General features: G+C 70.8%; 24 protein-coding genes and 1 pseudogene. 6 read left to right on the plus strand and 19 right to left on the minus strand.

All coding sequences use genetic code 11. The annotated features are described in order from the left end of the window. Positions 1–24: 24 nt before the first annotated feature. From OIE47_RS08100 to OIE47_RS08115, 4 genes and pseudogenes are all read right to left on the minus strand, one after another. Positions 25–1,038, minus strand: a complete 1,014-nt coding sequence (locus tag OIE47_RS08100; protein WP_326560886.1) for an ArsR/SmtB family transcription factor — start codon at positions 1,036–1,038, stop codon at positions 25–27. A 266-nt stretch (positions 1,039–1,304) separates the two neighbouring features. Beyond that, positions 1,305–2,366, minus strand: a pseudogene (locus OIE47_RS08105) (hypothetical protein); the annotation flags it as partial. 37 nt (positions 2,367–2,403) lie between these two features. Then, positions 2,404–3,501 (minus strand): mannose-1-phosphate guanylyltransferase, encoded by a 1,098-nt coding sequence (locus tag OIE47_RS08110; RefSeq protein ID WP_326560887.1) that lies wholly within the window; start codon positions 3,499–3,501, stop codon positions 2,404–2,406. A 64-nt stretch (positions 3,502–3,565) separates the two neighbouring features. After that, positions 3,566–4,714, minus strand: coding sequence for a glycosyltransferase family 4 protein (locus OIE47_RS08115; protein ID WP_326560888.1), 1,149 nt, complete (start codon positions 4,712–4,714; stop codon positions 3,566–3,568). Positions 4,715–4,883: 169 nt separating this feature from the next. On the opposite strand from OIE47_RS08115, the gene OIE47_RS08120 reads away from it, so the two are divergent. Continuing rightward, positions 4,884–5,654 carry a TIGR03089 family protein gene (locus tag OIE47_RS08120; protein WP_326560889.1) on the plus strand — a complete coding sequence of 257 codons (771 nt, stop codon included), beginning with the start codon at positions 4,884–4,886 and terminating at the stop codon, positions 5,652–5,654. A gap of 15 nt (positions 5,655–5,669) precedes the next feature. Here OIE47_RS08120 and OIE47_RS08125 read toward each other — a convergent pair whose 3' ends face one another. Together OIE47_RS08125 and OIE47_RS08130 are read right to left on the minus strand one after the other, a co-directional pair. Further along, positions 5,670–6,014, minus strand: coding sequence for a hypothetical protein (locus tag OIE47_RS08125; protein WP_326560890.1), 345 nt, complete (start codon positions 6,012–6,014; stop codon positions 5,670–5,672). A 112-nt stretch (positions 6,015–6,126) separates the two neighbouring features. Next, the gene (locus tag OIE47_RS08130; protein WP_326560891.1) at positions 6,127–8,124 is read right to left on the minus strand and encodes an acetoacetate--CoA ligase; all 1,998 of its coding nucleotides are present in this window, start codon (positions 8,122–8,124) and stop codon (positions 6,127–6,129) included. Positions 8,125–8,461: 337 nt separating this feature from the next. Here OIE47_RS08130 and OIE47_RS08135 point away from each other — a divergent pair, with 337 nt between their 5' ends. Next, positions 8,462–9,772 (plus strand): ThuA domain-containing protein, encoded by a 1,311-nt coding sequence (locus tag OIE47_RS08135; RefSeq protein ID WP_326560892.1) that lies wholly within the window; start codon positions 8,462–8,464, stop codon positions 9,770–9,772. A gap of 74 nt (positions 9,773–9,846) precedes the next feature. Here OIE47_RS08135 and OIE47_RS08140 read toward each other — a convergent pair whose 3' ends face one another. Continuing rightward, positions 9,847–10,245, minus strand: a complete 399-nt coding sequence (locus OIE47_RS08140; RefSeq protein WP_326560893.1) for a hypothetical protein — start codon at positions 10,243–10,245, stop codon at positions 9,847–9,849. A 14-nt stretch (positions 10,246–10,259) separates the two neighbouring features. Next, entirely contained in the window at positions 10,260–10,511 is a 252-nt protein-coding gene (locus OIE47_RS08145; protein ID WP_326560894.1) for a hypothetical protein, read from the minus strand. 212 nt (positions 10,512–10,723) lie between these two features. Between OIE47_RS08145 and OIE47_RS08150 the strand changes: the two genes are divergently transcribed. Continuing rightward, positions 10,724–11,908: a low temperature requirement protein A gene (locus tag OIE47_RS08150; protein WP_326560895.1), complete on the plus strand. Its 1,185-nt coding sequence runs from the start codon at positions 10,724–10,726 to the stop codon at positions 11,906–11,908. A 4-nt stretch (positions 11,909–11,912) separates the two neighbouring features. On the opposite strand, the gene OIE47_RS08155 is transcribed toward OIE47_RS08150, so the two are convergent. The 4 genes from OIE47_RS08155 to OIE47_RS08170 form a co-directional block, all read right to left on the minus strand. Then, positions 11,913–12,944, minus strand: a complete 1,032-nt coding sequence (locus OIE47_RS08155) for a hypothetical protein (protein WP_442792062.1) — start codon at positions 12,942–12,944, stop codon at positions 11,913–11,915. 4 nt (positions 12,945–12,948) lie between these two features. Next, positions 12,949–13,911, minus strand: coding sequence for a hypothetical protein (locus tag OIE47_RS08160; protein ID WP_326560896.1), 963 nt, complete (start codon positions 13,909–13,911; stop codon positions 12,949–12,951). Between the two features lie 164 nt (positions 13,912–14,075). Beyond that, the gene (locus tag OIE47_RS08165) at positions 14,076–14,600 is read right to left on the minus strand and encodes an acyl-CoA thioesterase (protein WP_326560897.1); all 525 of its coding nucleotides are present in this window, start codon (positions 14,598–14,600) and stop codon (positions 14,076–14,078) included. A gap of 105 nt (positions 14,601–14,705) precedes the next feature. Continuing rightward, complete coding sequence (locus OIE47_RS08170; RefSeq protein ID WP_326560898.1) at positions 14,706–16,928, minus strand: discoidin domain-containing protein; 2,223 nt, start codon at positions 16,926–16,928, stop codon at positions 14,706–14,708. A gap of 301 nt (positions 16,929–17,229) precedes the next feature. On the opposite strand from OIE47_RS08170, the gene OIE47_RS08175 reads away from it, so the two are divergent. Continuing rightward, positions 17,230–17,922, plus strand: a complete 693-nt coding sequence (locus OIE47_RS08175) for a hypothetical protein (protein WP_326560899.1) — start codon at positions 17,230–17,232, stop codon at positions 17,920–17,922. A gap of 127 nt (positions 17,923–18,049) precedes the next feature. On the opposite strand, the gene OIE47_RS08180 is transcribed toward OIE47_RS08175, so the two are convergent. Continuing rightward, on the minus strand, positions 18,050–19,282 hold the full coding sequence (locus OIE47_RS08180) for an FUSC family protein (protein WP_326560900.1): 1,233 nt from the start codon (positions 19,280–19,282) through the stop codon (positions 18,050–18,052). 102 nt (positions 19,283–19,384) lie between these two features. Further along, positions 19,385–19,840 carry a MarR family winged helix-turn-helix transcriptional regulator gene (locus tag OIE47_RS08185; RefSeq protein ID WP_326560901.1) on the minus strand — a complete coding sequence of 152 codons (456 nt, stop codon included), beginning with the start codon at positions 19,838–19,840 and terminating at the stop codon, positions 19,385–19,387. A gap of 128 nt (positions 19,841–19,968) precedes the next feature. Between OIE47_RS08185 and OIE47_RS08190 the strand changes: the two genes are divergently transcribed. After that, positions 19,969–21,165 (plus strand): MFS transporter, encoded by a 1,197-nt coding sequence (locus tag OIE47_RS08190; protein ID WP_326560902.1) that lies wholly within the window; start codon positions 19,969–19,971, stop codon positions 21,163–21,165. A gap of 134 nt (positions 21,166–21,299) precedes the next feature. Here the strand turns inward: OIE47_RS08190 and OIE47_RS08195 are convergent, their stop codons facing one another. From OIE47_RS08195 to OIE47_RS08215, 5 genes are all read right to left on the minus strand, one after another. Continuing rightward, positions 21,300–22,724 (minus strand): dihydrolipoyl dehydrogenase family protein, encoded by a 1,425-nt coding sequence (locus OIE47_RS08195; RefSeq protein WP_326560903.1) that lies wholly within the window; start codon positions 22,722–22,724, stop codon positions 21,300–21,302. Between the two features lie 220 nt (positions 22,725–22,944). Beyond that, entirely contained in the window at positions 22,945–23,490 is a 546-nt protein-coding gene (locus OIE47_RS08200; protein WP_326560904.1) for a GNAT family N-acetyltransferase, read from the minus strand. A 176-nt stretch (positions 23,491–23,666) separates the two neighbouring features. Continuing rightward, on the minus strand, positions 23,667–24,083 hold the full coding sequence (locus OIE47_RS08205; protein WP_326560905.1) for a PPOX class F420-dependent oxidoreductase: 417 nt from the start codon (positions 24,081–24,083) through the stop codon (positions 23,667–23,669). Further along, the gene (locus OIE47_RS08210) at positions 24,080–24,496 is read right to left on the minus strand and encodes a hypothetical protein (protein ID WP_326560906.1); all 417 of its coding nucleotides are present in this window, start codon (positions 24,494–24,496) and stop codon (positions 24,080–24,082) included. Before OIE47_RS08210 ends, OIE47_RS08205 begins: the two co-directional genes overlap by 4 nt. Before the next feature lie 59 nt (positions 24,497–24,555). Then, the gene (locus OIE47_RS08215) at positions 24,556–25,488 is read right to left on the minus strand and encodes an SDR family NAD(P)-dependent oxidoreductase (protein WP_326560907.1); all 933 of its coding nucleotides are present in this window, start codon (positions 25,486–25,488) and stop codon (positions 24,556–24,558) included. Between the two features lie 83 nt (positions 25,489–25,571). Between OIE47_RS08215 and OIE47_RS08220 the strand changes: the two genes are divergently transcribed. Continuing rightward, a complete protein-coding gene (locus OIE47_RS08220; RefSeq protein ID WP_326560908.1) occupies positions 25,572–26,180 on the plus strand; it encodes a TetR/AcrR family transcriptional regulator in 609 nt (202 codons plus the stop codon). Position 26,181 lies beyond the last annotated feature (1 nt).

The following is a 26,181-nucleotide window of genomic DNA, read 5'->3' on the forward strand; positions in this document are numbered from 1 at the left end:
TTCACCGACGCGGCATGGCTCGGTTCACTGGTGCAGCATGGCTCGGCCGAGCGGGGTGAGCGTGTGCCGGACCGTGTTGCGGTCGCGCTGGCTGACCAGCAGCCCGGCGTTGCGCAGGACGGTGGCGTGCTGGCTCGCCGCCGCGGCCGAGATGTGCAGCCGGCGAGCCACCTCGCCGGTGGAACAACCCTCGTCCACCACCTCGAGGACGTTGGCGCGGGTCCGGCCGAGCAGCGCGGCCAGGGCCTCCCGACCGCCGCCCTGGCCGATGGCGGGTGCCGTACCGGCGCCCTCCCCGGGGGCGGGGGTGAGCCCGCCGAGCCGGTCGACCGGGTAGACCAGGACCGGCGGCAGGTCCGGGTCGAACAGGGCCACCGGCGTACGTGAGCAGAAGAACGACGGGATGAGCGTCAGCCCACGATCACCGAGGTGCAGTTCCCGGCTGTACGGGTAGTCGAGCACCTCCAGCACCCCGGCCGAGTAGCGGACCGCCGGACGCAGGCTCGCCAACAGCCCTTCGGCGCCTCCGTCGAGCAGTGCCCTGGCCCGACGGATCCGGTCCGCCTCCACCGCCGCCTCGACCCGGTCCCAGTACGGTCCGAGCGCCACCGACTGGTACTGCCGCATCGAGTCGGTGAGCTGCCGCAGCACCTCCGGCTCGCCCCGGGCCAGGGCGCCGGCCGTGCTGGGCAGCGCGTTCTCGGTGGCGAGCACGGACAGGTCGCGGTGCAGCAGGCGGGCCGGTGTGGACCGGATCGCGTCCAGGCCCGCATCGAGCCCCCGGGATCCCTGGGAGGGGGTGAGGAAGTCGGGGAAGTATCCGCGTGGCGGGTTGAGCGCGAAGAGCAGACGCTGTTGACCGGCCTGGTTCTCCCGACGAAGGCCCCGGTACACGTCCCGCCGCCAGCCGGACATCACCGGGTCGTGGGTGCGCCCCTGCAACAGGTGCAGGCTCAGGATCAGTTCCCAGACCGGGTCGGCCGCCGAGGCCACCCGGGTCCGGGCGATGTCCTCACTGGAGAAGAAGATTTTCAGCATCCAGGCGGCTCCCGGTGGTGGCGGCCAGGGGGCATTCCGACACCTGTCAGATCGTACCCGCCACGATCCACCTGCATCTTTCAGCCTGAACTGAAAGACCTCGACGCCCCCGGTGCTGTCCCGGCATGCTCGCTATTGCCCAGCGCAACGCAAGTCTTGCCGGGGGTAAGGGGAGGTACGGACGTCCGGGCAGGTCACCACGAGGTTTCGCGGCCGTTGATCCGCGAAGGTGTCGCCCGGACGTCCCACTCCGTTCCAGCGCTGGACCAGAGCCCGATCCGCTGGTCCTCGTCGGTGACGTAGAGGTGCCCACCGGCCACCTCGGCCAGTCCCTCCACATTGCGCAGCGGCGCGAGATCGGCCACCAGTTCTCCCGGCACCTCCCGCCGCCCCGGACCGGTCGACGGGGGCAGCACGTCGGCGTCGGCCGGCAGTCGGAAACGTACGTGCCGCGACGTCACGTCACCCCCGGCCGGGTGGTCGTCGAGCAGCACCGAGCCCTTCCCGAGCGCGTCGATCGATCCGATCACCGCCGAGTAGGACCCGTCGGCGTCGGCCGACAGGGCACGGAACCCGGTCAGGGCACCCGGTGGGGTCACCCCGGTCAACGCGTACGCCCGGACCACCCGTGGCCAGGCGGCCGACTCGAACATGTCGGCCATTCCGGTCACCTCGACCAGGATCGGTTCACCCCGGTCGGTGACCGGGAACCGGAGCCCGAGCAGCAGGGATCCGCCCGGGGTGAACGCCGCCCCCTCGACGTTCAGCGGATGGTCGTCCGGGGCCAGTCGGCTCACCCAGGTCTTCGCCCTGGCACTGCCCCGGGCCACCGTCTCGGCGATGAACCGGTGCCGGACCCGGTCGCCCGGCGGGAGGACGGTGATGTCGGCGCCGGCCAGCACGTCGTTGACCGCGCGGTGCAGTCGGAACTGGTTGCGTACCACCTGGAGGCGGGCCAGCCCGGTGGCGGCGTCCGTCTCCCGGAACCGGGCCACGAACGCCCGCCGGGGACGCAGCGGACCGGCCTTCGATCCGAAGTGCGAGCCGAACACGTAGATCCACTCGCCGAACCGGGCCAGCGCCTCGGCGTCCTCGGTCCGGCCCTGTTCCAGCCCGGCGTCCGCGGCGAGCGGGTACGCGCCCCACCCGCCGCCGTTGCCCTGGACCAGCAGGCCGATGCTCCGCTCGACCGGTGCCTCGTCCAGCACCGTCCAGAACGCCTGCCGGGCGCCGTACGCGGCGAGCACCGCCGGTGCGCGTACGGGGAGCAGGTCGCTTGCCTCGTTACCGCCGAGGGCCAGGTCCACGGTGTGCACGGCGCCGGTCATGTCGATCAGGGTACGGACCGGCGCCAACGCCGCCGGCTCAGATGTAGCCTTCCTCGCCCCGCTGCTTCAACTCGTCGACCAGCTTCTTCACGTCCTGGGCCCGGTCACGGGGGCAGATCATCAACGCGTCCGGGGTGTCCACCACGATCAGGTCCCGCAGGCCGAGCGCGGCGACCAACCGGCCCGAGTGCGGCACCACGACCATGTTGGTGCTGTCCCAGAGCAGCACACCCGGCTTCTCCGTCTCCTCGCCACCGAGCACCACGTTGCCCGCCGCGTCCGCCGGCAGTACGTCACCGAGGGTGTGGAAGTCGCCGATGTCGTTCCACCCGAAGTCGCCGGGGACGGTCGCCACCCGACCCGCCGCGGCGGCACCCTCCATCACCGCGTAGTCGACCGAGATCTTGGTCAGCGTGGGCCAGACCGTGCCGAGCACGTCCTCCCGTTCCGGGGTGTGCCACGCCTGCGCGATGGCGGTCACCCCGGCGTGCAGTTCGGGCTGTTGGCGGGCGAGTTCGGTGAGGAAGACGTCGACCTGCCAGACGAACATGCTGGCGTTCCAGAGATAGCGCCCGGACCGGACGTACGCCTCGGCGACGTCGGCGGCCGGCTTCTCCTTGAACTCCTCCACCATGCGCAGCGGGCCGCCCTCGATCAGGGGACCGCACTGGAGGTAGCCGTAGCCGGTCTCCGGGCGGGTCGGGGTGATGCCGACCGTCATCAGCAGGCCCTGTTCGGCGCCGGTGATCGCCATCCGGACCGTCTCCACCCAGCGGGCCGGGTCGCCGATCAGGTGGTCCGCCGCGAACGAGCCCATCACCGCCGTCGGCTCCCGCAGTGCGATCACCGCCGCGGCCAGGGCGATCGCCGCGCAGGAGTCCCGTGGCGAGGGCTCGACCAGGATGTTCTCCTCCGGCAGCCCGGCGAGTTGGCGGGCGACGGCGGTGACGTGCGCGACGCCGGTGACCACCATCGTCCGGTCCGGGGTGGTGAGCGGGCCGATCCGGTCGACCGTCGCCTGGAGCAGTGACGCGTCGGTGCCCGTGAGCGGATGGAGGAACTTCGGGTGTCCGGCGCGGGACAGCGGCCAGAGGCGGGTGCCGCTGCCGCCCGCTGGGATGACGGCGAAAAACATCAACACATCATGCCGGACGTTTCGCCCCTCATATGCATGCTTGCTCTGAGCGCGGAATTCCGGTTCATCCGCTGATCCGGCTCCAGGCCGCCAGGTGCACCTCGGCGCTGGACTCCCAGGTGAACTCCTTCGCCCGGTCCAGTCCCGCCTTGGCCAGGGTCAACCGGCGCGATTCGTCGTCGAGCAGGGCGGCCAGGTCGGTGGCGATCTGCTGCGGGTCCTCGCTGGTGTAGGCGACGGCGTCGCCGCCGACCTCGGGGAGCGAGAGCCGTGGGGTGGTCAGCACCGGGGCGGCGCAGGCCATCGCCTCCAGGATCGGCAGGCCGAAGCCCTCCCCGTACGACGGGTAGGCGGCGACCAGCGCACCGCCGAGGAAGCCGGGCAGGTCGGCGTAGCGCAGATAGCCGGGGCGGAGCAGCCGCAGGTGCGCGGGTACGTCCGCGACGGCCTGGTCGATGTCGTCGTCGTGCCCCTGCCCACCGGCGATGACCAGGGCCGGCGGATCGTCCCGGTCCTGTACGGCGAGCACCCAGCCACGGATCAGGTTCGGTACGTTCTTGCGCGGCTCCTTGGCCCCGAGGAACGCCACGTAGTTGTGCCCGCCGAGGCCGAGCCGGGCGCGTACCCGGGCCTTCTCCTCCTCGCTGGGTGCGTGGAAGGCGCTCTGGTCGACCCCGTGGTAGGCGACGTCGATCTTGGTCGGGTCGGCGTCGAGCAGCCGGATCAGCTCGTCCCGGGTGGCCTTGCTCGGCACGATCACCCGGTCGGCCCGGCGCAGCGAGGTCTTGATCGCACTGCGGAAGAAGGTCCGCCGGGACTTGTCGTAGTGCTCCGGCTCGGTGAAGAAGGTCGCGTCGTGCACGGTCACCGTGACCGGACAACCGGCCCGCAGCGGGCAGGTGTAGAACGGCGAGTGCAGGACCTGCGCGCCGACCTGCTGGGCGAGCAGCGGCAACCCGGTCTGCTCCCAGGCCAGCCGGGCCGGTCGGTGGGCGACGGCGGCCGGTGCGGAGATCACCTCGACCGCCGGCAGCATCCGCGCGTAACGCTCCGCGTCGGTCCGGAGTCCGACCACGACCAGATCGACCCCACCCGATGCGCACATTCTGCCCAGCGCGCCGAGCAGGCCATCGACGTATCGACCGACGCCGCCACGGTCGGCGGGGACGCTGGTGGCGTCGATGAGCACGCGGGGCGGGCGACCGGGGGTCACTTGGCGACTCCTCAAACTGCGGGTTGTGGGGAACAACACTCTTGCCAAGCCTACGCCGCCCCGCTGTCCCGGCGTCGACTGCGACCCGACAGCCCGTTGTCTTTCCGGCGACTGAACCGATACCGGCGACCGGACCCGGACCCAGCCGCGAAGGCTATCCTCAGTGGCGATGACGGACAAAACCACGACGGCCGACACCATCGCGCGCGTGCTCGCCGCTGCGGTCGCCGCCGACCCGACCAGACCCCTGCTGACCTGGTACGACGACGCCACCGGCGACCGTACGGAGCTGTCCGGGGCGACGCTCGCCAACTGGGTCGCCAAGACCGCGAACCTGCTGGTCGACTCGGCCGGACTGGCTCCCGGAGACCGGGCCGGCGTACTGCTGCCGCCGCACTGGCAGACCGCGTCCGTCCTGCTCGGCTGCTGGTCAGCGGGGTTGGCGGTGCACGGGAGCGGGGTGTCCGTACCGGCCGGCGCAGCGACGCCCGCCGATGCCTCGACGGACAGTCCGGAGCCGCCGCGTCCGGTCGACGTCCTCTTCGTGGCGGCCGACCGGATCGACACCGCCTCGGCCTGGCCGGCCGGTGACCGGTACGCGCTGGCGCTCGCCCCGATGGCCGCACCGCTGCGTACGGTCCCGCCGGGCTTCGCCGACTACGTGGTGGAGGTACGCGGCCACGGCGACCACTTCACCCCGGAACCGGGCGGTGGCCCCCAGGACGCCGGGCTGACCGGGCTCGCGGCCCGGTCTGCGGCAACGCTCGGGATCACCGCCGGTGCCCGGGTGCTGATCGACGCGACCACCCACCCGGATCCGGTGGACTGGCTGCTCGCGCCCCTGGTCGCCGGGGCCAGCGTGGTCCTCTGCGGGCACCTCGACCGGGCCCGACTGGCCGACCGGCTGACCTCCGAACGGGTCACCCTCGACCTGTCCTGAGCCGGCACCGGGTGTTCACAGCTCGGACGGGAAGACTTCACGCAGCACGCCGTCCGGACCGCACCGGTAGAAGCCGGCGACGTCACCCAGCCACGGACGGGATCGTGCCTCGGCCGGGGTGAGCACCGTGGCCTGGACCCGCAGCACCACGGACCGCCCCCGGTACGGGGTCCGCGTACCCACCAGGCCGTCGACCAGGACCGCCCGACGCCCGGAGACGAGCGCCCCGTCGACCACCCAGTCCGCCGGCAGGTGACACCAGGCGGTACGGACCATCCGGGCCAGCGGGCTGAGTGCCCCGCCGCCACCGGTGCTCGGATGGACGGTGTCGGTGATGGTCAGTTGCAGGTAGGCGCCCACAAAAGATGAAACGCTCAGGCACCACCCTCACGTTGTCGGTCGGGCGGACGGAGTGCACCGACCGCCCGACGAACATCACCGACCTACCGGTCAGCCCGCGCCGCCCCTCGGCTCAGCCCCGCGACCGCTCCTTGGCGAAGAGTTCGAAGGCGATCAGCGACTCCGGATTCACCAGCGCCCCGGTGGCCGCGGCGGCGGCTACCGGCGTACCGGTGAGGATCTTCTTGACCGGAACCTCGAGCTTCTTCGCGGACAGCGTCCGGGGCACCGCGCGAACCTGGTGGATCTCGTCCGGCACGTGCCGGGGCGAGAGCGCGGTACGCAGCTCGCGCGCGATCTTCGCCTTCATCGGATCGTCGAGCTCCAACCCGTCCGCGAGTACGACGAACAGCAGCAGCTCACCGGCGCCGCCCTCGTTGTCCTCCAGGTGCACCACCACCGAGTCGGTGACCTCGTCCAACCCCTCGACCACGGAGTAGAACTCGGCCGTGCCGAGGCGTACGCCGCCGCGGTTGAGGGTGGCGTCGGATCGGCCCGTGATCACACAACCGCCGCGCTCGTTGATCGTGATCCAGTCCCCGTGCCGCCAGACCCCCGGATAGTGGTCGAAGTACGCCTCCCGGTAACGGCGGCCGTCCGGGTCGTTCCAGAAACCGACCGGCATGCTCGGCATCGGTGCGGTGATCACCAGCTCGCCGAGTTCACCGACGACCGGCCGCCCGTCCGCCGAGCGGGCCTCCACCCTGGCCCCGAGCGCACGGCAGGCGATCTCACCGGCGTACACCGGCAGGAGCGGGACGCCGCCGACGAAGCCGGTGCAGACGTCGGTGCCACCGGACAGCGACTGGAGCTGGAGGGTGGTGCTGACCTCGTCGTACACCCAGGTGAAGCCCTCGGCGGGCAGGGGTGCGCCGGTCGAGCCGAGACCGCGCAGCCGGCTGAGGTCCGCGATCTCCTTGGGGCGCACGCCGGCCTTGCGGTTGGCCAGCAGGAACGGGGCGGAGGTGCCGAAGTAGGTGGTGCCGGTCTCCTCGGCCAGCTGCCAGAGCGCACCGAGGTCCGGCTCGGCGGGGCGGCCTGGCTCGGCCCGTACGGCGGGGTTGCCGTCGTAGAGCACGATCGCCGCGCCGACCGCCGGCCCGGAGACCAGGAAGTTCCACATCATCCAGCCGGTGGTGGTGAACCAGAAGAACCGGTCGGCCGGACCGAGGTCGTGGTGCAGGGCGAGCATCTTGAGGTGTTCGAGCAGGATGCCGCCGTGCCCGTGCACGATCGGCTTGGGCAGCCCGGTCGTGCCGGAGGAGTAGAGCACGTAGAGCGGGTGGTCGAACGGCACCGGGTCGAAGGCCAGCGGCTCGTCCGTGGGGGCCGCGAGGTCCGCCCAGGCCAGGGTGCCGTCCGGCGGCGCGGCGTCCGGGTGCAGATAGTCCAGGACCACCGTGTGTACGAGCGACGGCAGCGCGGCCCGGATCGCGGCCACCTCGCCCCGCCGGTCGACCGGCTTGTCCCCGTAGCGGTAGCCGTCGACGGCCACCAGGACCTTCGGCTCGATCTGCTGCCACCGGTCGGTGACGCTGCGGGTGCCGAACTCCGGCGCGCAGGAGGAGAAGATCGCCCCGAGGCTGGTGGTGGCGAGCATCAGCACGAACGTCTCGGGGATGTTCGGCGCGTACGCGGCGACCCTGTCCCCCCGGCCCACGCCGAGCCGGCGTAGTCCGGCACGCACCCGGCGTACGTCCTCGCGCAGTTGCGTGGCGGTGAGGGTGACCGGCGCGCGGGTCTGGCTGTGCGCGATGACCACGGGAGAGTCGTCGGCCAGGCCCGGCATGCGCAGCACGTGTTCGGCGTAGTTGAGCGTGGCGCCCGGGAACCACTCGACGCCGGGCATCCGGTCGCCGCTCAGCGTCGCGGTCGGCGGGGTGTGCGCGATGACCTGGAAGTAGTCCCAGATCGACCGCCAGAAGGCGTCGATGTCGGTGACCGACCACTGCCAGAGTGCCGGGTAGTCGGCGAAGTCGAGGCCGCGGTGCTCCCGCAACCAGCGCAGGTAGTCACCGATCCGCGTGGTCTCGCGGACATCGACCGGCGGCTCCCAGAGCACGTCACCCATGGTCCTCCCCTCCCCGGGCCTGCCACAACACCGTGGTGTGACCCAGCCGCCATCCTGCCGTACCCCAGGCCCATTCTCCGCACGCCCCAGCCCACCCGAGACGTGCCCACCCCACACCCTTCACCCCCCTCCATATGTCCCCACCACACCTCCTCGTCGATCTAGGGCAAATGGGTGCTTGTTGATCTCTAATCACACGTATCTGCCCTAGATCGACGAGGAGGTTCGCGGGGGAGGGTGGACATGTGATCAGGGCGGGCCATAGCGTATGGTCGATCGCCCGTGGCATCGCCCTGGTCGACCCCGACCAGCCACGTGTGGTCCGAGAGGACCCATCATGGATATCGGTACCCGTACGCCAGTCGCCAGAAAAAGACTGGTCCAGCTCCTCGCGCTTTTCCTGGCGCTGATCTGCGTATCGTCCAGCCCGGCAATCGGAAATGCGAAAGCGGCTGCCGCCGCACCCGCATTCAACGTCATTGCCTTCTACAACGGCACCTGGGACGCGGCGCACATCAGTTTCGTCCGGGAAGCCAACCAATGGTTCCCGCAGATCGCGGCGCAGAACAACTTCACCTACACCGCGACAACCGACTGGAGCCGGCTCAACACGGCCAACCTGGCCCAGTACCAGGTGGTGCTCTTTCTGGACGACCTGCCGCCGGTGGCACAACGGCCGGCGTTCCAGCAGTACATGCAGAACGGCGGGGCGTGGCTCGGCTTCCACGTGTCCGCGTTCAACACGAATCCGGGCGGCTGGGACTGGTACCACAACCAGTTCCTCGGCACCGGCGCGTTCCGCAACAACACCTGGGGACCGACCACGGCCGTACTGCGGGTCGAGGATCAGACGCACCCGTCGACCGCACGGCTGCCGCAGACCTTCACCTCGTCGGTCAGTGAGTGGTACAGCTGGAACAACGACCTGCGCAACAACCCGAACATCGACATTCTCGCCTCGGTCGACCAGAGCAGCTTCCCGCTCGGCACGGACCCGAACCAGACCTGGCGCAGCGGTTACTACCCGATCATCTGGCGAAACGTCAACTACAAGATGCTGTACGCGAACTTCGGCCACAACGCGATGAACTACGAGAACAACACCCCGCTCTCGTCCACCTTCGCCAGTGAGGTGCAGAACCGGTTCCTCATCGACGGGCTGCTCTGGCTCGGCGGTGGCGGCGGCACCACTCCCCCGCCGACCACTCCGATCTCCCCGACCGCCTGGTACACGGTGGTGAACGCGGGCAACGGCAAGTGCGTCGACAGCCGCGCCGCCGGCACCGCCAACGGCACCGCGATCCAGCAGTACACCTGCAACAACAGCAACGCCCAGCAGTTCCAGTTCCAGCCGACGAGCGGCGGCTTCGTACGCGTCAACAACCGTGCCAACAGCGCCCGGTCGATCGACGTGACGAACGTGTCCACCGCCGACAACGCACCAATCCAGCTCTGGACGTACACCGGCGGCAACAACCAGCAGTGGCAACCGGTCGCCGAGACCGGCGGCACCTACCGACTGGTCAACCGCCTCAGCGGCAAGTGCCTGGACGTCCCCGGCGCCTCGACCGCCAACAGCGTCCAACTCGTGCAGTACGCCTGCAACGGCTCAGCCGCCCAGTCGTTCCGCCTGGTCCAGCAACCCTGACATCGCCCGGAGGATTTAGGGGCCGGCGCCGGCAACGGCGCCGGCCCTTCCTCGTCGGGCCTTTGTCGTCGGGCCTACGCCTCGCCGAGGTCGATGACGCCCCACCCGTTCGGGAGAATGGCGGAGGCCGTGCCGCGCTTGGCGGTGACGTAGTGGGCCTGGTGGGCCAGGGCGGATCGGATGGCGTGGCCGGCAGCGAGGTCATCACCGGCCGCACGGGCAAACGTCCCGGTCTGGCGCACGTCGTCGCCCCCGGGGTCGACTCCGAGCGGCAGAAGACGCACGGCCGGGGTGGTCATCAGCAGGGCCAGCAGCGCCGTACCAACCTCGTCGGTGGTGGCCGCGTACGCGGAGGCCAGGCACGCGGCCGGGACACCGACCTGACGGTCCTCGTCGGCGATCTCGGCGATCAGCTCGCCGACGGCGACCTGGCCGGCGACGTACGCCCGCAGCGCACTGTCGTCGAGAATCACGGCAATCTCCTGGCTCACGCGGCGCCGCCGAGCAACCGGCGTCCGGCGTCGAGCACGTCGGCCGGCATCGGCTCGGCCAGCCGGTCACGCCAACGGGCCTTGCCCTCCTCGGTGACCTCGATCCCGGCGCGGCGCATCACCTCGTCGACCCGGCCGCCGGCCATCTGGGCGCGCAGGGCTGAGGTGATCGCGGCGGACGCGTTGGGCTGGTCGTCAAGCCACTGGGCGACGTCGTCCGGGACGCTGATGCTGCGCTTCGAGGTCATGTGGCCGAGCCTACCCCAAGCGGTATTACCGGCGGTGCTACCGCACAGTGGTCGGCCTCTGCCGCGTGCCGTCCCGACCCGTCGGGCGATTTCCCGGTACGCGCCCGCCCGGTCCCCCCGCTTGCTTAACTTGGGCAGATGTGGCCGACTCCTTCGTCAACCTGATCCGTTCGGCCCGGCATGGGCGCAGCGCGGACCGGGGCGGATGATCGATGACGGACGAGGGCAGGACCGGGCTGATCCGCAGCTCCGACGCGCCGGAGCGGGCCACCCTGCTCGAGCTGCTCTTCGACGTGGCGTACGTGGCCGCGCTCACCCTCTCCTCGATGCGGCTGGCGGAGGAGGTGACCCTGACCGAGGCCGTGCGGTTGCTCGTCCTCGTGATGGCCATCTGGTGGACCTGGTCGATCACCGCGCTGCTGACCGACTTCTACAACCCGGAGCGACTGCCGATCCAGGCGATGATCGCCGGGAAGCTGCTCGGCAGCATCCTGCTCGCGGCCACCATGCCGCGCGCGTTCTCGAACCTGGGCTGGCTGTTCGCCGCCGCGTACGTGGCCATGCACGTCGGTCGCGGGGTGGTACTGGTGAGCGTGCTACGCAGCACCACCGCGCGGACCCGGGCGGCACGGTTCCTGTTCTGGTTCGTGATCTCCGGGGCGCTGTGGGTCGGTGGCATCTTCGCCGAGGGCTGGGACCGGTTCGGCCTCTGGGCGCTCGCGATCACGATCGACTACGTCTCGGCGGCGCTGCGGTATCCCACGCCCTTGATCGGCCGGGTGCCGCTGAAGCAGTACGACAAGGCCAGCGGCCACCTCGGCGAGCGGTACCAGCAGTTCCTCATCCTCGCGCTCGGCGACCTGCTGCTGGTACCGACCCTGCGGATCAGCGGGAGCGAGTTCACCGTGATGCGGGTCGCCGCCTTCGTCCTGGCCTTCGTCACCACCCTGATGTTCTGGCAGATCTACGTCTTCCGGGCCGGCGCCTTCCTCCAGGTCGCCCTGGAGGTGAGACCCGGCCGGATCACCCGGTGGGCGCCCTACACGCACCTGCTCATGGTGCTCGGTGTCGTCTCCAGCGCGGCCGGGTTCGACCTGGTCATCGACCGGCCGGGCGGCTCCACCCAGGCCGGGCTGATCTGTGTCATCTTCGGCGGGCCGGCACTGTTCCTGATCGGCCGGAGCGCCTTCGAGTACGAGGTGTTCCGGACCGTCTCGCGGGCCCGGCTGGGCTGGCTGCTGGTCCTGGTGCTGGTCGCCCCGACGATGGTGTTCCTGCCGCCGGTCCTGGTCACGACCACCACGTGCGTCGTCCTGCTCGGCATCGTGATCTCCGACGCGGTACGCGCCCACCACGGCAGGTTGGCCACGCCCGATGTGAGTCTCCGGGAGGGCTGACCGGTCAGGCCGGTGCCCGGAGCTGTTCGGCGATCTTCCGGCAGTTGTCCATGCCGTAGTCCCAGCCGAGGGCGACCGGGTAGCGGGTCATCACGCCCATCGTCCAGTCGCCGGAGATGGCCAGGCAGTTGACGTGGTACTCCTGCTCCTTGGTCCGTTCGACCCAGCCGTTCTTGATCGCGATCGTCTTCCGTTGCGCCGCCGGGAAGGCGTGCCGGATGCCGAAGTCGCCGACTCCGCGTACCAGGCGCATCTCGTTGAGCAGCCAGGTGGTCCACGTGTCGCCGGCCGCCCGCCCGTCGGCGATGCAGACGCCGAGCCGGGCGGTGTCCCGGGGTGACAGGGCGGTACGGCTCCAGCCGCCGTCCGCGGCCGGGCCGCTGTCGGTGAGCTTGCAGATGCCGACCAGCCGGTTGATCGACTCGGTCCGACCGATCTCGGTGAAGAGCGTGTCGGTACGGGTGTTGTCGCTGTCACGGATGATCTTGGTGAGGTCGGCGAGCTTCGCCTCGGTCGGGGTCACCCCGTCGGCTGCCGCCCGACGCAGGTAGTCGGCGGTGAGCCAAGCCTTGATCAACGATGCGGTGGTGCTCGTCTCGCCCATGTTGGCGGAGCCGGAGACCGCGCCCGTACGCCGGTTGACGATGCTCCAGGCCCACCAGCCCTGGAGGTCGAGCTTGACCGTCGTCGGTCGTACGCCGAGCGGGGACAGCGGCGGGGTGACCTTGCCGGTGGGTGAACCGGACGGCGACTTCGCGGGTGACTTCGTCGGGGAGGCAGACGGCGACCCGGACGGCACGGGGGACGGCGACCCGGTCGGGATGGACGTGCCACCTGCCGACGGGGCGCCACCGGCACCGATCGGGGCGGCCGGCTCGTCCCACTGGGCGACCGCCTCGGTGTCCGTGGACCCGCCCGGCAGGACCCGGATCCCGACCAGCACCAGGAGGACCAGTGCGCCCGCGACGGCGGCCAGCCACCAGGGCGACCGCCGGATAGGACGGTGGGAGCGGGCGGTGGTGGTGCTGCTTTCCAACGTGTCAGCTCCCGGTCAGGGGTCGGGGGATCCGCAGCGCGGCGCCGACCCCCGGGGTGACCAGTTGGGCGGCGACGTTCGCGCAGACCCGGGCACCATATTCCAGACCACGCTTGTCGGGATAGCGCTGCTGCACCGCCAGCACCCAGTTGTTACTGATAGCGAGGCAGTTGACGTGCCAGTTCCCGTCGTAGACGAGTGAGGTCCAGCCGTTCTTGATGCTGACCGGATCGCTCTGTACCAGTTCCTTCGGCAGGCCGTCGATGATGCCCCAGCGGCCTCCTCCCCTGGTCCGTTCCTGGTCCTTCTTTGCCGCCGTGCCCCAGACGTTGCGCATCTCGTCCAGCACCCAGTCCGTCCATTTTGGACCGGCGGCGGTGCCGTTCCGGACGCACTCGCCCAGCCGTACCGCGTCCTGCGCGGTCATCTCGGTGAAACTCCACCAGCCGACGTATCCGGGCACGGTGCCGAGCCGGGTGTTGGTGAGCTTGCACATGCTCATCATCCGTTTGGTCACGGCCGTACCGCCACCGGCGGAGTAGAGCGCTCCGGCGGCGTCGTCATCGCTGTACCGGAGCGCGGCGCTGCCCTGTTTCAGGCGGTCCGCCGAGGGGGTCCTGCCCGCCTCCGCCGTCCGGCGCAGGAAGTCCGAGACGATCCACACCTTGATCATCGACTCGGTGGAGTTGGTCGACTCGGCACTGTTGGGCGAGCCGGTGATCTGCGCGCTCCTGCGGTCGAGCAGCGCCCAGGCGACGAAGCCGTCCGCCGGCACCGCGACCGGCGCCGGGGCCAGGGTCGGCGGTGGCGGCGGGACGAGGGCGGCCCGCGCCGCCGCGGTGGTCGCGACCGGGTCCGGCCCGGCCGGATCGGGCCCGGTGAGTTTGCCGTACGCGGCGGGCACCAGCAGGCCGCCACCGAGAAGGATCATCACGGCGGCGAACAGCATGATCACGCGGGGGCGCATGTGACGGGCTCCAGGGGGGCGGGGCCGAGGGGGTAAGGGGTGCCGAGAGGGTACGGCGCGCCGACGAATCGGCGTCGCAAAGCTTACGGGGCAACAACTTTTCCGGTAGCCCGCCAGACCCCCGGCCCCGCTTCATTCGGCCAGGGCCGAATCCTGCCCGACCCTTACTCGGCCGCCGCCCGGTTGGCCTGGATCGCGTTCCGCTTGGCCAGCCGGTGCGCACGGCGGATCTCCGCCTCCCGCCACCGCCGCTCGTCGTCCAGCGTCTCCGGCAGCACCGGGCGCACCTCGCGCGGATTGCCGGCCACGTCCACGGCGACGAAGACCAGGTACGCGGTGACCACCCGCAACGGCTGGTCCTCGGCGCTGTCCCAGCGCTCGGCGACCACCTTCACCCCGACCTCCATCGAGGTGCTCCCGGTCCAGTTGACCTGCGCGTGCGCGTGCACCAGATCGCCGACCCGGACCGGCTCGGAGAAGACGATCTCGTCGATCGCGGCGGTGACCGCCGTACCGCCGCTGTGCCGGGCGCCCGACGCACCGGCCACGTCGTCGACGAACTTCATCAGCACCCCGCCGTGCACGGTGCCGTACAGGTTGACGTCGACCGCGGTCATGATGCGGCTCAGCGTCACCCGCGAGTACGAGGTCGGCTTGCCCGACAGCGGGGCCGGAGTCTGCTCGGTCATGCCCCGAACGGTACGGCCCCGGCCCACCGCCCGGTACGCGCACCGGCGGGTGGATGACCTGCGTCTCCGCTGGCCAGCCACCCGCCGGCTGATCGCTACCCGAAGTTACTGGTAGACGCGTACGTAGTCGACGAGCATCCGGGACGGGAACGGGGTGGTGCCGTCCACCGGTCCGGGGAAGTCGCCGCCGACCGCCAGGTTGAGGATGATGTAGAACGGGTGGTCGAAGACCCAGGGGCCACGGGTCGCCTCGACGGTGGCCTTGCTGGCGTAGAAGACCGTGGTGCCGTCGAGCTTGAAGGTCATGCCCCGGCTGTCCCATTCGACGGCCCAGACGTGGTAGTCCAGGGACAGGTCCGCGCCACCGGGCGCCGGGTACTTCTGGCCGTACCCGCCACCGCCGTTGTAGGCCGGTGCGTGCAGGGTGGAGTAGCCCTCGAACGTGTTGCGGCCGAGGACCTCCATGATGTCGATCTCACCGTTGTACGGCCACGGGCGGCCGGTGAGGAAGTCGGCGCCCATCATCCAGAACGCCGGCCACAACCCGTTGCCCTTCGGCACCTTGACCCGGGCCTCGACCCGCCCGTACTGGGTGGTGAACTTTCCGCCGGTGTTCATCCGGTGCGAGGTGTAGTCGCGGCCACCGGCGGTCTCCCGTCGGGCCTCGATGACGAGGGAGCCGGTGCCGTCCATGTTCGCGTTGTTGTTGTTCGTGTAGTACTGGATCTCGTTGTTCTGCCCGGTGCCCGGGTCGATGGTCCACTTCGCCGGATCGGGCTTGCTGCCGGCGGCACCGTTGAACTCGTCACTCCAGATCAGCCGGGTGGCCGGGAAGGTCGGGTCGGCCGGCTGGGCCGGGGGCGTGATCGGGGCGCCGCCGGTGCCGTAGACCTGGAACTCCCAGAGCGAGTAGCCGTACGCGGTGCCCCGGGCGGTGCCGTACATCCGGACGTAGCGACCGGAGCCGGAGACGTTGAGGGTCTCCTTGAAGCCGGCTCCGGTGGTGGTGGAGTAGATCGTGGTCCAGGTGGTCGCGTTCGGCGAGACCTGGATCTGGTACGCCCGACCGAAGGCCGGGTCCCACTGGAGCACCACCTGCGAGATGGTGGCGGTGGCACCGAGGTCGACGTAGATCCAACCGGGGTCTACCCAGCCCGTGGTGGAACTGGTCGCCCAGCGGCTGGCCGGGTCGTTGTCGAACGCCCTGGCCGGAGTGCACTGGTAGCAGTTCGCGTCGCTCTGGTCGGTGGAGGCGACCGCCGGCTTGTTGTACGACAGCAGCCGGGTCCCGCCGGGCGGCGGAGTGGTCGGCGGGGTCGTGGTCGGCGGCGGGGTCGTCGGAGGTGTGGTGGGTGGGGTGGTCGGGGGCGTGGTCGGCGGGGTCGTCGGCGGAGTGCCGGTGCCGGTACGCACCTGGAACTCCCAGAGCGAGTAGCCGTACGCGGTGGCGCGGGCGGTGCCGTACACCCGGATGTAACGTCCGCTGCCGGCGGCGGTGATGGTCTGCACCCCACCGGTGCTGGTGGTGGTGGAGTAGATGGTGGTCCACGGTCCGGTCGCGCCGGCCGAGACCTGGATCTGGTACGCGGTCGCGTAGGCCGCCTCCCAGTTCAGGGTCACGCCGCAGATCGACTGGGTCGAACCGAGGTCGACCTGGAGCCACTGCGGGTCGGTGAACAGGCTGCCCCAGCGGGTGGCCGCGCTGCCGTCGGTCGCACCGCTGGCGGGAGTGCCGGCGGCCTCGGCCGAGGAGGCGGTGGTCGGCCGGTTCAGGGCCGCGTTGGTGGTGCCACAGGCACTGGGTACGTCCGGACCGAAGACCTGGAACTCCCAGAGCGAGTAGCCGTACGCGGTGCCCCGCTGGGTGCCGAGCATCCGGACGTAGCGGCCGGTGCCGGTGACGGTCAACGACTGGGTTCCGCCGGTGCCGGTCGTGGTCGAGTAGACCGAGGTCCAGGTGGTGCCGTTGGTCGACACCTGGATCTGGAAGGCGCGGGCGTAGGCGCCCTCCCAGACCAGGTTTACCCGGTTGATCGCGACGCTCGCGCCGAGGTCGACCTGGAGCCACTGCGGGTCGCTGTACGCGCTGGACCAGCGGGTGCCGGCGTTCCCGTCGACGGCCGCCGAGGCCGGCGTGGCCGCCGACTCGACCGAGGAAGCGGTCGCCGGGCGGCCCTGGGACAGCAGCGGTTCGGCCGCCCCGGCCCGGTCGGCGGAAATTGCCACGTACGCGCTGAGCAGCGCGACAAGAGCGCTCAGCACGACGATCGGACGCCACCGGTTCATCCGGCGGCGCTGGACGTCGGGCAGCAACACGGCCCCATCCATCGTTCCTCCTTGGCGCAGGCGAAACCGGACCAGTGCTTCGGTCTGGTTACGCGAAGGTGTCGAACATGTGTGAGAGCGCTCTCTTATTCGACACTTTCGCTCTCATGACGAGAGGAGTCAATGCCTCGCCGGTTCCGGAACTCGGCCGAGGTGCCCATGTCAGGGCACGATTGGATGATCACCATCAGACAAGGGCAGAACCGGACACGCAGCGCGACCCCGTCATCACGGGACCGGGTCGTCCTTTCCCGGCAGCCGGGCGTACTCGGCTCGCCCCGACCGGAACCGGTACGGTGCGCGGATGCGACATCTCTGGAGCTTGCTCGCCGGAGTGGTGGCGGCACCGTTGACCTGGGTCCTGATTACTCTCGGTCAGGACGGGTCGACCCGCACAGTCACCCGTTGGCTGGAAATCGGCAAGTACAACACGGCCAACCTGATCGAGCCCTCGGTCTACCTCGCGGTCGCCGGGATCCTGCTCGGTCTGCTCGGCACGCTGCGCGTGTCACCGCTCGGCCCGCTGATCGCCGGGCTGGCCCTGATCACCCCGTACGTCGGGCTGTTCGTCGACCCCTTCCGGGTACGCGACACGGTGCCGACGAACTGGAAGGTCTTCGGTGATCCGCTGCCGCTGCTCCACCCCGTGGAGAACGGCACCCTCTTCTTCCTCGGCGCGCTGCTGCTGATGGCGGTGTTCAGCGGTCAGCGCTGGCGGCGGTGGCCGGCACCGGCACCCGTACCGGAGACGGCCACGGCGACCGTCGAGGAGCCCGACAGCACCGAGACGTTCACCCGTACCGACTGGTCGGCGTTGCAGCCGGACCTGGTGGAGCGGGACACCGCACCGCCGACCCTGGGCTACCCGGATCCACCCGCACCGACACCGACACCGGCTCCCGTGGCACCGACCCCGCTGCCCCGCCGTGCCGACAGCGAGAGCCCCTGGTCTGCCCCGCCCCGAAGCGCGGGGAAGACCGAGACTCCCCCGAAGTAACGACCCTCTCCCAACTCCACTCCCGCTCACGAAAGCGTGGCTGTCCCTCGTCGGACAGCCACGCTTTTGTTCTCGCGTCCCGGTTTGGTTTTCGCGTCCCGGTGCGCCCACTCCGCCGCCTCGCCCGTCAGTGCGCCGACTGCCGCCGGGACACCGCTGGCGACTCGGCCTTCTCTGCCTGCTCGGGGTGCTGCCACGCGTTCACCGCCTGCCGGACCAGGTGGATGGCCTCGGTCCGCTCCAGGCCGGTGGCCCGGAGAAGATCACTCGCGGTGGTCCGGACCTGGGCGACCACCACGCTGCCGGAGAAACCGACCCCCTCGCCGTACGCCCGGCCGGCGTCGGTCACGGCAGCCAGCACGCAGGCACGGGTGCGGTCGGGAGTTGCCCGCGCACCGAGTTCCTCGTAGAGCAGCCGGACCGCGTCACCCAACCGGCCCACCGCCGAGGCCAACGGGGCGGGCATCGGCTCCCCGTCCTCGATCGCGGTGACCGCACGGCGTACCAGGGTGCCGCTGTTGTGTACGGCCTGGTTGACGTACTCCAGGCTCGCGGCGTACCGGCTGATCGCCCGACGCCGGTTCCAGTACGCCGGGGACAGGATCGTCGACTCCCGTCCGCTGTCCACCGCCTCGTCCCAGCCCTCCATCCGCTCGACGATCCGGCGCAGCCGGTCCAGCGCCTCCCTGGCCCGGTTCACGTTCCGTTCCGCCAGCGCGGCGGCGGTCATGGACAGGTCGTCGGCGAGGGACTCCAGCACCGGTCGGGCCGCCCGGTCCACCGCCCGGCCCGGATTGAGCGGCAGTACCAGCGACGCCACCACCAGTCCGACACCGCCGCCGATCAGCGCCTCCATGATCCGGGGAAACGCCGGGGAGGTCATCTTCGGATCGAACGCCACCAGCAGTACGGCGGTGGCCGCGGCCTGGGTCAGCGCCGCGACACCGCCGCCGAGGCTGATGGTAACCAGGATCGCCAGCGTGACGATCAGGCCGAGCTGGACGGCTCCGCTGCCGATCGCGCGGATCAGCAGGTCCCCCACCCCGATCCCGACCGCGACTCCGATGACCAGCTCGACGGTCCGGCGGGTCCGGTGCCCGAGCGAGGCGGCGAGGGTGCCGACCGCCGCGACCGGGGCGAAGATCGGTGCCGGGGCACCAAAGACGTCGTGCATGATCGCCCAGGCCGCACCCGCGGCGACCCCCACCTGCAGGGCGAGCAGGAGGTTTCCCCGTACGTCGTGGGCCCGCTCCCGCACCGTCGCCCCGGACCGGTCCCCGATCCGGCTCACCAGGCCGCCGAGCCGCGCGAGGCCACGACCGACCGTCGAGCCGGTCAGCCGGTCCCGGGCACCCGCCATGACCGGAACTACCCGATACCCGTCCGGTAAATCGTCATTGGGGCAAACACACGGCTCGTGCCGCTTGTGGCGCCGTCCGGGCGGCACCGCCCGGTACGCCGCCTACCGGCTTCGGGCGGGTACGCCCTCCTGCAGGGCACCGGCGAGATCCCGGAGTTCGGGCACCGCCTCGGCGTCACGCAGCGCCTGTTCGAGGGCCGCGTCGTGTACGGGACGGGCCCGGTCCAGGAAGTCGTGGCCGGACGGGGTCAGCTCGGTGTAGATCCCCCGCCGGTCGTCAGCGCAGAGGATGCGGGTCAGCAGTCCCCTTTCCTCCAGCCGGTTGACCAGCCGGGTGGTCGCACTCGGACTGAGCGCGGCGGCTCGGGCGAGCTGCTGCATCCGCATGTGCCAGCCGTCCTGGCGGGCCAGGGCGTCCAGGACGGTGTACTCGACCACGGAGAGTTCGACCGCACGGGTGAGCGCCCGCTCCAGCGTCGTCTCGATCAGGCCGTGCAGGGCCGCGAGGGTCCGCCATCCCTGGGCGCGTACCTCGACGGCGTCGTCGCCGATCCCCATCCGAAACCTCCCGGGCCAAGATAGTTGCGTACGCGCCCTAATGGTGTGTACAACTGTAAAGCCCAGCGCGTGCAACTATCGGTGCAAGCGTACGCGTCGTACCCGCCAACGTACAGACGGAGATATTGATGCCGGTCGGACTCATCGCCCTCGCACTCGGTGGCTTCGGCATCGGGCTGACCGAGTTCGTGATCGCGGGCCTGCTGCCCGAGGTCGCCGCGACCTTCGACGTCTCCGAGGCCGCCGCCGGCTGGCTGATCACCGGGTACGCGCTCGGTGTCGTGGTCGGCGCACTGGCGCTCACCGCGGCCACCACCCGGCTACCCCGCAAGGCCGTCCTGCTCGCCCTGCTGATCCTCTTCATCGCCGGCAACCTGCTGTCGGCGGTCGCGCCCGACTACGGGCTGATGCTCACCGGGCGGATCGTCGCCGCCCTGTGCCACGGCGCGTTCTTCGGCATCGGCTCGGTTGTCGCCGCCGACATGGTCCCGCCGAACCGGAAGGCCGGCGCCATCGCGATCATGTTCACCGGGCTGACCGCCGCGAACGTACTCGGTGTGCCGCTGGGCACCCTGCTCGGCCAGCAACTCGGGTGGCGTTCCACCTTCTGGGCCATCACACTCGTCGGCATCGTCGCCTTCGCCGGCATCGCCGCCCTGGTACGCGTACCGCGCGGATCGGCGGGCGCGGGCCGACTGGCGTACGAACTGCGGGCCTTCCGGTCCCGCCAGGTCTGGCTCTCGCTGCTGGTGACGGTCCTCGGCTTCGGCGGGATGTTCGGCGCGTTCACGTACATCGCCTACACCCTGACCGGGGTCAGCGGCTTCCCCGCCTCGGCGGTGCCGTGGCTGCTCATCCTGTTCGGCGGTGGACTCTTCGTCGGCAACATCGTCGGCGGCAGGTTCGCCGACCGGTCCGTGGACCGGACCCTGATCACCGTGCTCGCCGGCCTGACCGTGGTGCTGGTCCTGTTCGCGCTGACCGCACGCAGCCAGCCCGCCACGTACGCGGCGCTGCTGCTGATGGGCGCGTTCGGTTTCGCCACCGTGCCGGGACTGCAGACCCGGGTGATGAGCTACGCCGAGCAGGCCCCGACGCTCGCGTCCAGCGCCAACATCGCCGCCTTCAACCTCGGCAACGCGTTCGGCGCCTGGATCGGCGGGCTGACCATCTCCGCCGGCCTCGGTTACACCTCACCCATCTGGGCCGGCGCCGCGATCACCGTCGCCGCCCTGGGCGTCCTGCTCGTCGCCCGTACCGTCGGCGGGGTGAACCGCGCCCCGGCGACGGACCCCGCCCCCCTCCCCCCGGTCCCGGTCCACTGACCAGGCAGCGCGACGATCTTGCACTTGTGGTGGGACACAAATCCGGATGAGTGCCCTGATCCGGGCACCACAAGTGCAAGATCGTCGAGGGGATCGGTGGTGTGGGTATCGGCGGGAGGTTGGGGATTACTCGTCTAGACCTCGGGGCGTCCGTACGTTTCGAGCAGGCGCAGCCAGATCTCGCTGACCGTCGGGTACGCGGGTACGGCGTGCCAGAGCCGGTCGAGCGGCACCTCGGCGACGATGGCGATCGTCGCCGCGTGCAGCAGGTCGCTCACGTCGGGACCGACGAACGTCACCCCGAGCACCACCTCGCGCTTCGCGTCGACCACCATCCTGGCGGTGCCCGCATAACCGTCGGCGCGCACGCTGGCGCCCGCCACCCGGCCGATGTCGTAGTCGACCACGCGAATGTCGTAACCGGCCCGGCGTGCGCCCTCGGCCGTCAGACCGACCGCCGCCACCTCCGGGTCGCTGAAGGTCACCTGCGGTACCGCCGCATGGTCGGCGGTCGCCACGTGGACACCCCACGGCCGGTCCGAGACGGACGCACCGGTCGCCCGCGCCGAGATCACGTCGCCCGCCGCCCGCGCCTGGTACTTGCCCTGGTGGGTGAGGAGCGCCCGGCGATTGACGTCGCCGACGGCGTAGAGCCAGTCGAAGCCGGGCACGAGCATCGTGTCGTCGGTCTCGATCCAGTCGCCGGGGGTGAGACCGACGGTGTCCAGACCGATGTCCCGGGTACGCGGTGTCCGGCCGGTCGCCACCAGCACCTCCCGGGCGGTGACCGTGGTCCCGCCCCCGGTTTCCACGGTCACCCCGTCCCCGTCGCGGGTGACCCGGGTGGTCGCGGTGTCGAGCAGCACGGTGACGCCCTGGTCCCGGAGCGCCTTCGTGACGGCCTCGCCCACGAACGGCTCCATGCCCTCCAGCAGACCGCTGCGGGAGATCAGGGTGACCTCGGCGCCGAAGCCCGCGTAGGCGGTCGCCATCTCGACGCCGACGACACCACCACCGATGATCGCGAGACTTACCGGAACCGTCTTGGCGCTCGTCGCCTCCCGGCTCGTCCAGGCGTCGGCTCCGGCCAGCCCCTCGATGTCGGGGATCATCGGGTCGGACCCGGTGCTGACCACCACGGCGTGGCGGGCGGTGAGCACCGTCACGCCGCCGTCGGGAGCGGTGACCGTGACCTGCTTCGGACCCGTGATGCGCCCGTGGCCGCGTACCAGCGAGATGCCCGCGCCCTCGACCCACTCCACCTGGCCCTCGTCGGACCAGTTGCTGGTGAACGAGTCGCGCCGGGCGAGTACGGCCGCGACGTCGAGTTCACCGGTCACGGCCTGCGCGGCACCGGCGACCTGTCGGGCCGCACGCAGCGCCTGCGCGGGACGCAGCAACGCCTTGGAGGGCATGCACGCCCAGTACGAGCACTCGCCCCCGACGAGTTCGTGCTCGACGAGTACGGCGCTCAGACCTCCCCGTACGGCACGGTCGGCCACGTTCTCGCCGACGGCGCCCGCACCGAGCACGACGACGTCATATTCGACTGTCTCCATCGACCCCTACTTCTCTCGTCGCTCGACCGGCTCTCCGGCAACCGGCGCCGGTGCACCGCCACCGCAGGAGAAGCCTCTCGCACCCCACGCCGAGTCACCACTCCGGCTCGGGTCGCGGGCGCGGCAAGCGGTCGAGCTTTCCCGAAGGTCCGGCAGACATGCGAGCAGAGCGGCAGCGATGGCGCGGACGTCACACCCGGACGCGGTGGGGGGTCGGGCGTCACACCCGGACGCGGTGACCCTCCGGCCCGACCTGCCCGGCGCGGCGGAACTCGTACTGGCGCTGGAGGGCGCCGTACTGCTCGAACCGGGTCGCGAGGGTCGCCCCGTTGCGCTCCAGGAGTCGCGCGGAGCGCGCGTTGGCGTCCTGGGTCACCGCGATCAGCAGATCCTCGTCCGTGTTCGCGAAGAACCAGTCGACCAGGGCGGAGATGGCCTCCGACGCCAGCCCCCGGCCCCAGGACGCGGGGCGCAACTGGTACGAGATCTCCCACGGACCGCGCTTGCGGCTGATGTCGCCGCTACCCACGACCACACCCGTCGCCAGTTCGACGATCACGAACTGCCCCCGGGTCGCCCCGGACACGATCTCGGCGGCCCGTGCGTGCGCGACCTCCGGTTCCACGGGTCCCCCGAGGAAGCGTCGAACCTCGGGATCGGTGAAGAGTTCCACGATCGCGTCCTCGTCACCGCGATCCGGCGGCCGGACGACCACCCGGCCGGTTCTGATCGGTACGGGCAGCCAGGTGGTTACGGGGTCACTCATCGAGGCGCGACCTCTCCGACGACCACTGGATCCGCTCGATCCGCTCTCGGGACGTCCACTGTCCGTCAACCCCCGCCCGTGCCGGCAAGGGTCCGAGATTACCCGCTCTCCGTTGGAAACCCGTCCACCTTGGCGGGTGTTCGGATGCCCGAACAGGCGATGGGCCCACTCGATCCTCAGACCGCTATCGCGATGCCGATCCGGTGGGCGCGTCGCCGCAGGAGCAGGTCCCAGGCGAACGCGATCCGGGCGATGGGGTACCGGCGCGACATGAGCCGGCGTACCCGGGCCGTCCCGGCCGGATCGAGCAGCCGTGCCCTTCCCTCGACCGGTGCCGCGCCCGCGGCGATCCGGCCGTTCATGTCGCAAGGCACCAGGGTGACCAAGGGGTTGTTGCGGATCCGCTTGACCTTCCCGCTGTCGCGTCCGGTGAGGACAAACACCTCGCCACCGTCCACGACCACGCCGACGGGGGTGGGCACCGGCCGCCCGTCCCGGCGGAACGTGGTCACGTTGACGTAGCGGGTGCGGGCAAACGGAGCGAGGACGTCCTCCGGGTGGGGCGCCGGGCGCGGCGTCGCGGCCCTGGTCATGCCCGCCTCGCGGCGGCCCTGCGATCGGCCCAGGAGGCCGCTCCGATGGCGGCGGCACCCACCGCTTCCCAGGCCGCGGCGTTGACGAAGGATCGGGGTGCCCGGCCGGTGACGGCCAACCCGGCCAGCCCGCCGGCCATCAGCAGTCGGCGCGCCATGACGTACGCGGGAAAGCCCGGCCATCCCTTCCCGGCGCCGACCAGGTACGCCGCGCCCTCGCCGATCGCGGCGAACGAACTGCTCCCCATGACGGCGGCGGTGTGGTCGCCCGGTCCACGCTCGGCCGGGGTCTCGAATCCCGACATCCGCAGTTGGCGATCCGGGCTGACCACGCCCAGGGCACCGAGGACACCGCCGAGGACACCCAGTGTGGTCAGCGTCCAGTAGGTCGCGCCACCTCGCTTCGTGTTCATCTGCTTCTCCGATCTTCGGCCTGTTTCGTCATGATTCATGGTGTTCGGCACCTCCGAGGTCACACGGGGAAACGCACCCCCGTCAGGTCCTCGGAGGCGGCCCAGAGTCGACGTTGGGTGGCGACGTCGTACGACGCGGCGCTCGACCTCACCACCTTCGGGTGCCCCTTGCTCTCCATGAACCCGTCCGGGCCGTAGTACTGGCCGCCCTGTACGGCGGGGTCGGTCGCGGCGCGCAGGGTGGGCAGCGCGCCCATCTCGGCCGACTGGAGCAGCAGCGGGCGTACCAGGGCGAACGCCGCCCGGAAGAGCGCGGGCTGCTGGGAGACCGACTTCCTGGACCCGCCGGTGTCCGATCCGCCGGGATGGGCGGCCACGGCGATCGTCCCGGACCGTACGGAGAGCCGGCGCTGGAGTTCGTAGGTGAACATCAGGTTCGCCAGCTTGGAGTGCGCGTACGCGTCGACCCTGCGGTACGGCCGTTCGGCCCAGTTGAGGTCGTCGAGGTCGATGGCTCCGCCCTGCTTGTGGCCGGCGCTGCTGACGGTGACCACGCGGGAGCCGGGTGTCCGCAGCATCGCGTCGAGCAGCAGGCCGGTGAGCGCGAAGTGGCCCAGGTGGTTGGTCCCGAACTGCAGCTCGAAGCCGTCGTCCGTGGCGAGCTGCGGGGCGTACATCACGCCCGCGTTGTTGATCAGCAAGTTGATGCCCGGATAGCTGGCGAGCAGTTGTTCGGCGGCGGCGCGGACCGAGGCCAGCGAGGTCAGGTCGAGCCGCAGCACGGTGACATCGGCGCCCGGGACGTCGGCGGTGAGCCGGGTCGCCGCCACCTTCCCCTTCTCCAGATCGCGTACGGCGAGCACCACGGACGCTCCACGCGCGGCGAGCACCCGGGCGGTCTCCAGGCCGACACCGGTGTTGGCCCCGGTGATCACGGCGACCCGGCCCTGCTGACCCGGTACGTCGTCGGCGGTCCACCGCGACTTGGCCATGGTTCCTCCAGATATAATCGGGGCGTGCGTTCCGGTTCCCACCGTAGCGGAACGCGCGCCCCGTTTAACAGGGAGGCTGCGGCGTGACGGAGAGATCTCGACCACTGCGCGCCGACGCGGCACGGAACCGGGCCCGGGTGTTGCAGGTCGCCTACGAGACTTTTGCCACGGAGGGGGCCGGTGTCCCGATCGACGAGATCGCCCGCCGGGCGGGTGTCGGCGCGGGCACCGTGTACCGGCACTTCCCGACCAAGGAATCGCTGCTCCAGGCGATCGTGGCCGACCGGATGCGGCAGATCGTCGAGCGGGCGCGGGCCCAGACCGCGGCCGACCCGGGAGAAGGGCTGTACGCGTTCCTGTTGCAGATGGCCGAGCAGGGCGCGAGTGACCTGGGGTTCACCGACGCGCTGGCCGGTAACTCCTTCGACCTGGTGGCCGCGCTGCCGGACGCCGAACACGAGTTCATGGGCATGGTGGCCGAGATCCTCGCCCGGGCCCAGCGCGCCGGGACCGTCCGGCCGGATCTGGAGGCGAGCGACGTCAAGACACTGATCGTCGGGCTACAGGCGATGCGGCGTTTCCGCGGCGAGAGCGACCTGATGCTCCGGATCTACCCGATCATCCGCGCCGGCCTGGCCCCGCCCCGGACCCCCGCCGACACCGGGCCGGATCCGGCAGCGGCGGAGGACTGAC

Origin of the sequence: Micromonospora sp. NBC_01796, from assembly GCF_035917455.1 — a bacterium.
In the GTDB taxonomy this organism is placed as follows: Bacteria; Actinomycetota; Actinomycetes; order Mycobacteriales; family Micromonosporaceae; genus Micromonospora_G.

Bases quoted from the DNA above. Each gene is read 5' to 3' on its own strand.
- OIE47_RS08100 (WP_326560886.1), bottom strand. From the start codon at position 1,038: ATGCTGAAAATCTTCTTCTCCAGTGAGGACATCGCCCGGACCCGGGTG.
- OIE47_RS08110 (WP_326560887.1), bottom strand. From the start codon at position 3,501: ATGTTTTTCGCCGTCATCCCAGCGGGCGGCAGCGGCACCCGCCTCTGG.
- OIE47_RS08120 (WP_326560889.1), top strand. From the start codon at position 4,884: ATGACGGACAAAACCACGACGGCCGACACCATCGCGCGCGTGCTCGCC.
- OIE47_RS08130 (WP_326560891.1), bottom strand. From the start codon at position 8,124: ATGGGTGACGTGCTCTGGGAGCCGCCGGTCGATGTCCGCGAGACCACG.
- OIE47_RS08135 (WP_326560892.1), top strand. From the start codon at position 8,462: ATGGATATCGGTACCCGTACGCCAGTCGCCAGAAAAAGACTGGTCCAG.
- OIE47_RS08145 (WP_326560894.1), bottom strand. From the start codon at position 10,511: ATGACCTCGAAGCGCAGCATCAGCGTCCCGGACGACGTCGCCCAGTGG.
- OIE47_RS08150 (WP_326560895.1), top strand. From the start codon at position 10,724: ATGACGGACGAGGGCAGGACCGGGCTGATCCGCAGCTCCGACGCGCCG.
- OIE47_RS08160 (WP_326560896.1), bottom strand. From the start codon at position 13,911: ATGCGCCCCCGCGTGATCATGCTGTTCGCCGCCGTGATGATCCTTCTC.
- OIE47_RS08165 (WP_326560897.1), bottom strand. From the start codon at position 14,600: ATGACCGAGCAGACTCCGGCCCCGCTGTCGGGCAAGCCGACCTCGTAC.
- OIE47_RS08170 (WP_326560898.1), bottom strand. From the start codon at position 16,928: ATGGATGGGGCCGTGTTGCTGCCCGACGTCCAGCGCCGCCGGATGAAC.
- OIE47_RS08175 (WP_326560899.1), top strand. From the start codon at position 17,230: ATGCGACATCTCTGGAGCTTGCTCGCCGGAGTGGTGGCGGCACCGTTG.
- OIE47_RS08180 (WP_326560900.1), bottom strand. From the start codon at position 19,282: ATGGCGGGTGCCCGGGACCGGCTGACCGGCTCGACGGTCGGTCGTGGC.
- OIE47_RS08185 (WP_326560901.1), bottom strand. From the start codon at position 19,840: ATGGGGATCGGCGACGACGCCGTCGAGGTACGCGCCCAGGGATGGCGG.
- OIE47_RS08190 (WP_326560902.1), top strand. From the start codon at position 19,969: ATGCCGGTCGGACTCATCGCCCTCGCACTCGGTGGCTTCGGCATCGGG.
- OIE47_RS08195 (WP_326560903.1), bottom strand. From the start codon at position 22,724: ATGGAGACAGTCGAATATGACGTCGTCGTGCTCGGTGCGGGCGCCGTC.
- OIE47_RS08200 (WP_326560904.1), bottom strand. From the start codon at position 23,490: ATGAGTGACCCCGTAACCACCTGGCTGCCCGTACCGATCAGAACCGGC.
- OIE47_RS08205 (WP_326560905.1), bottom strand. From the start codon at position 24,083: ATGACCAGGGCCGCGACGCCGCGCCCGGCGCCCCACCCGGAGGACGTC.
- OIE47_RS08210 (WP_326560906.1), bottom strand. From the start codon at position 24,496: ATGAACACGAAGCGAGGTGGCGCGACCTACTGGACGCTGACCACACTG.
- OIE47_RS08215 (WP_326560907.1), bottom strand. From the start codon at position 25,488: ATGGCCAAGTCGCGGTGGACCGCCGACGACGTACCGGGTCAGCAGGGC.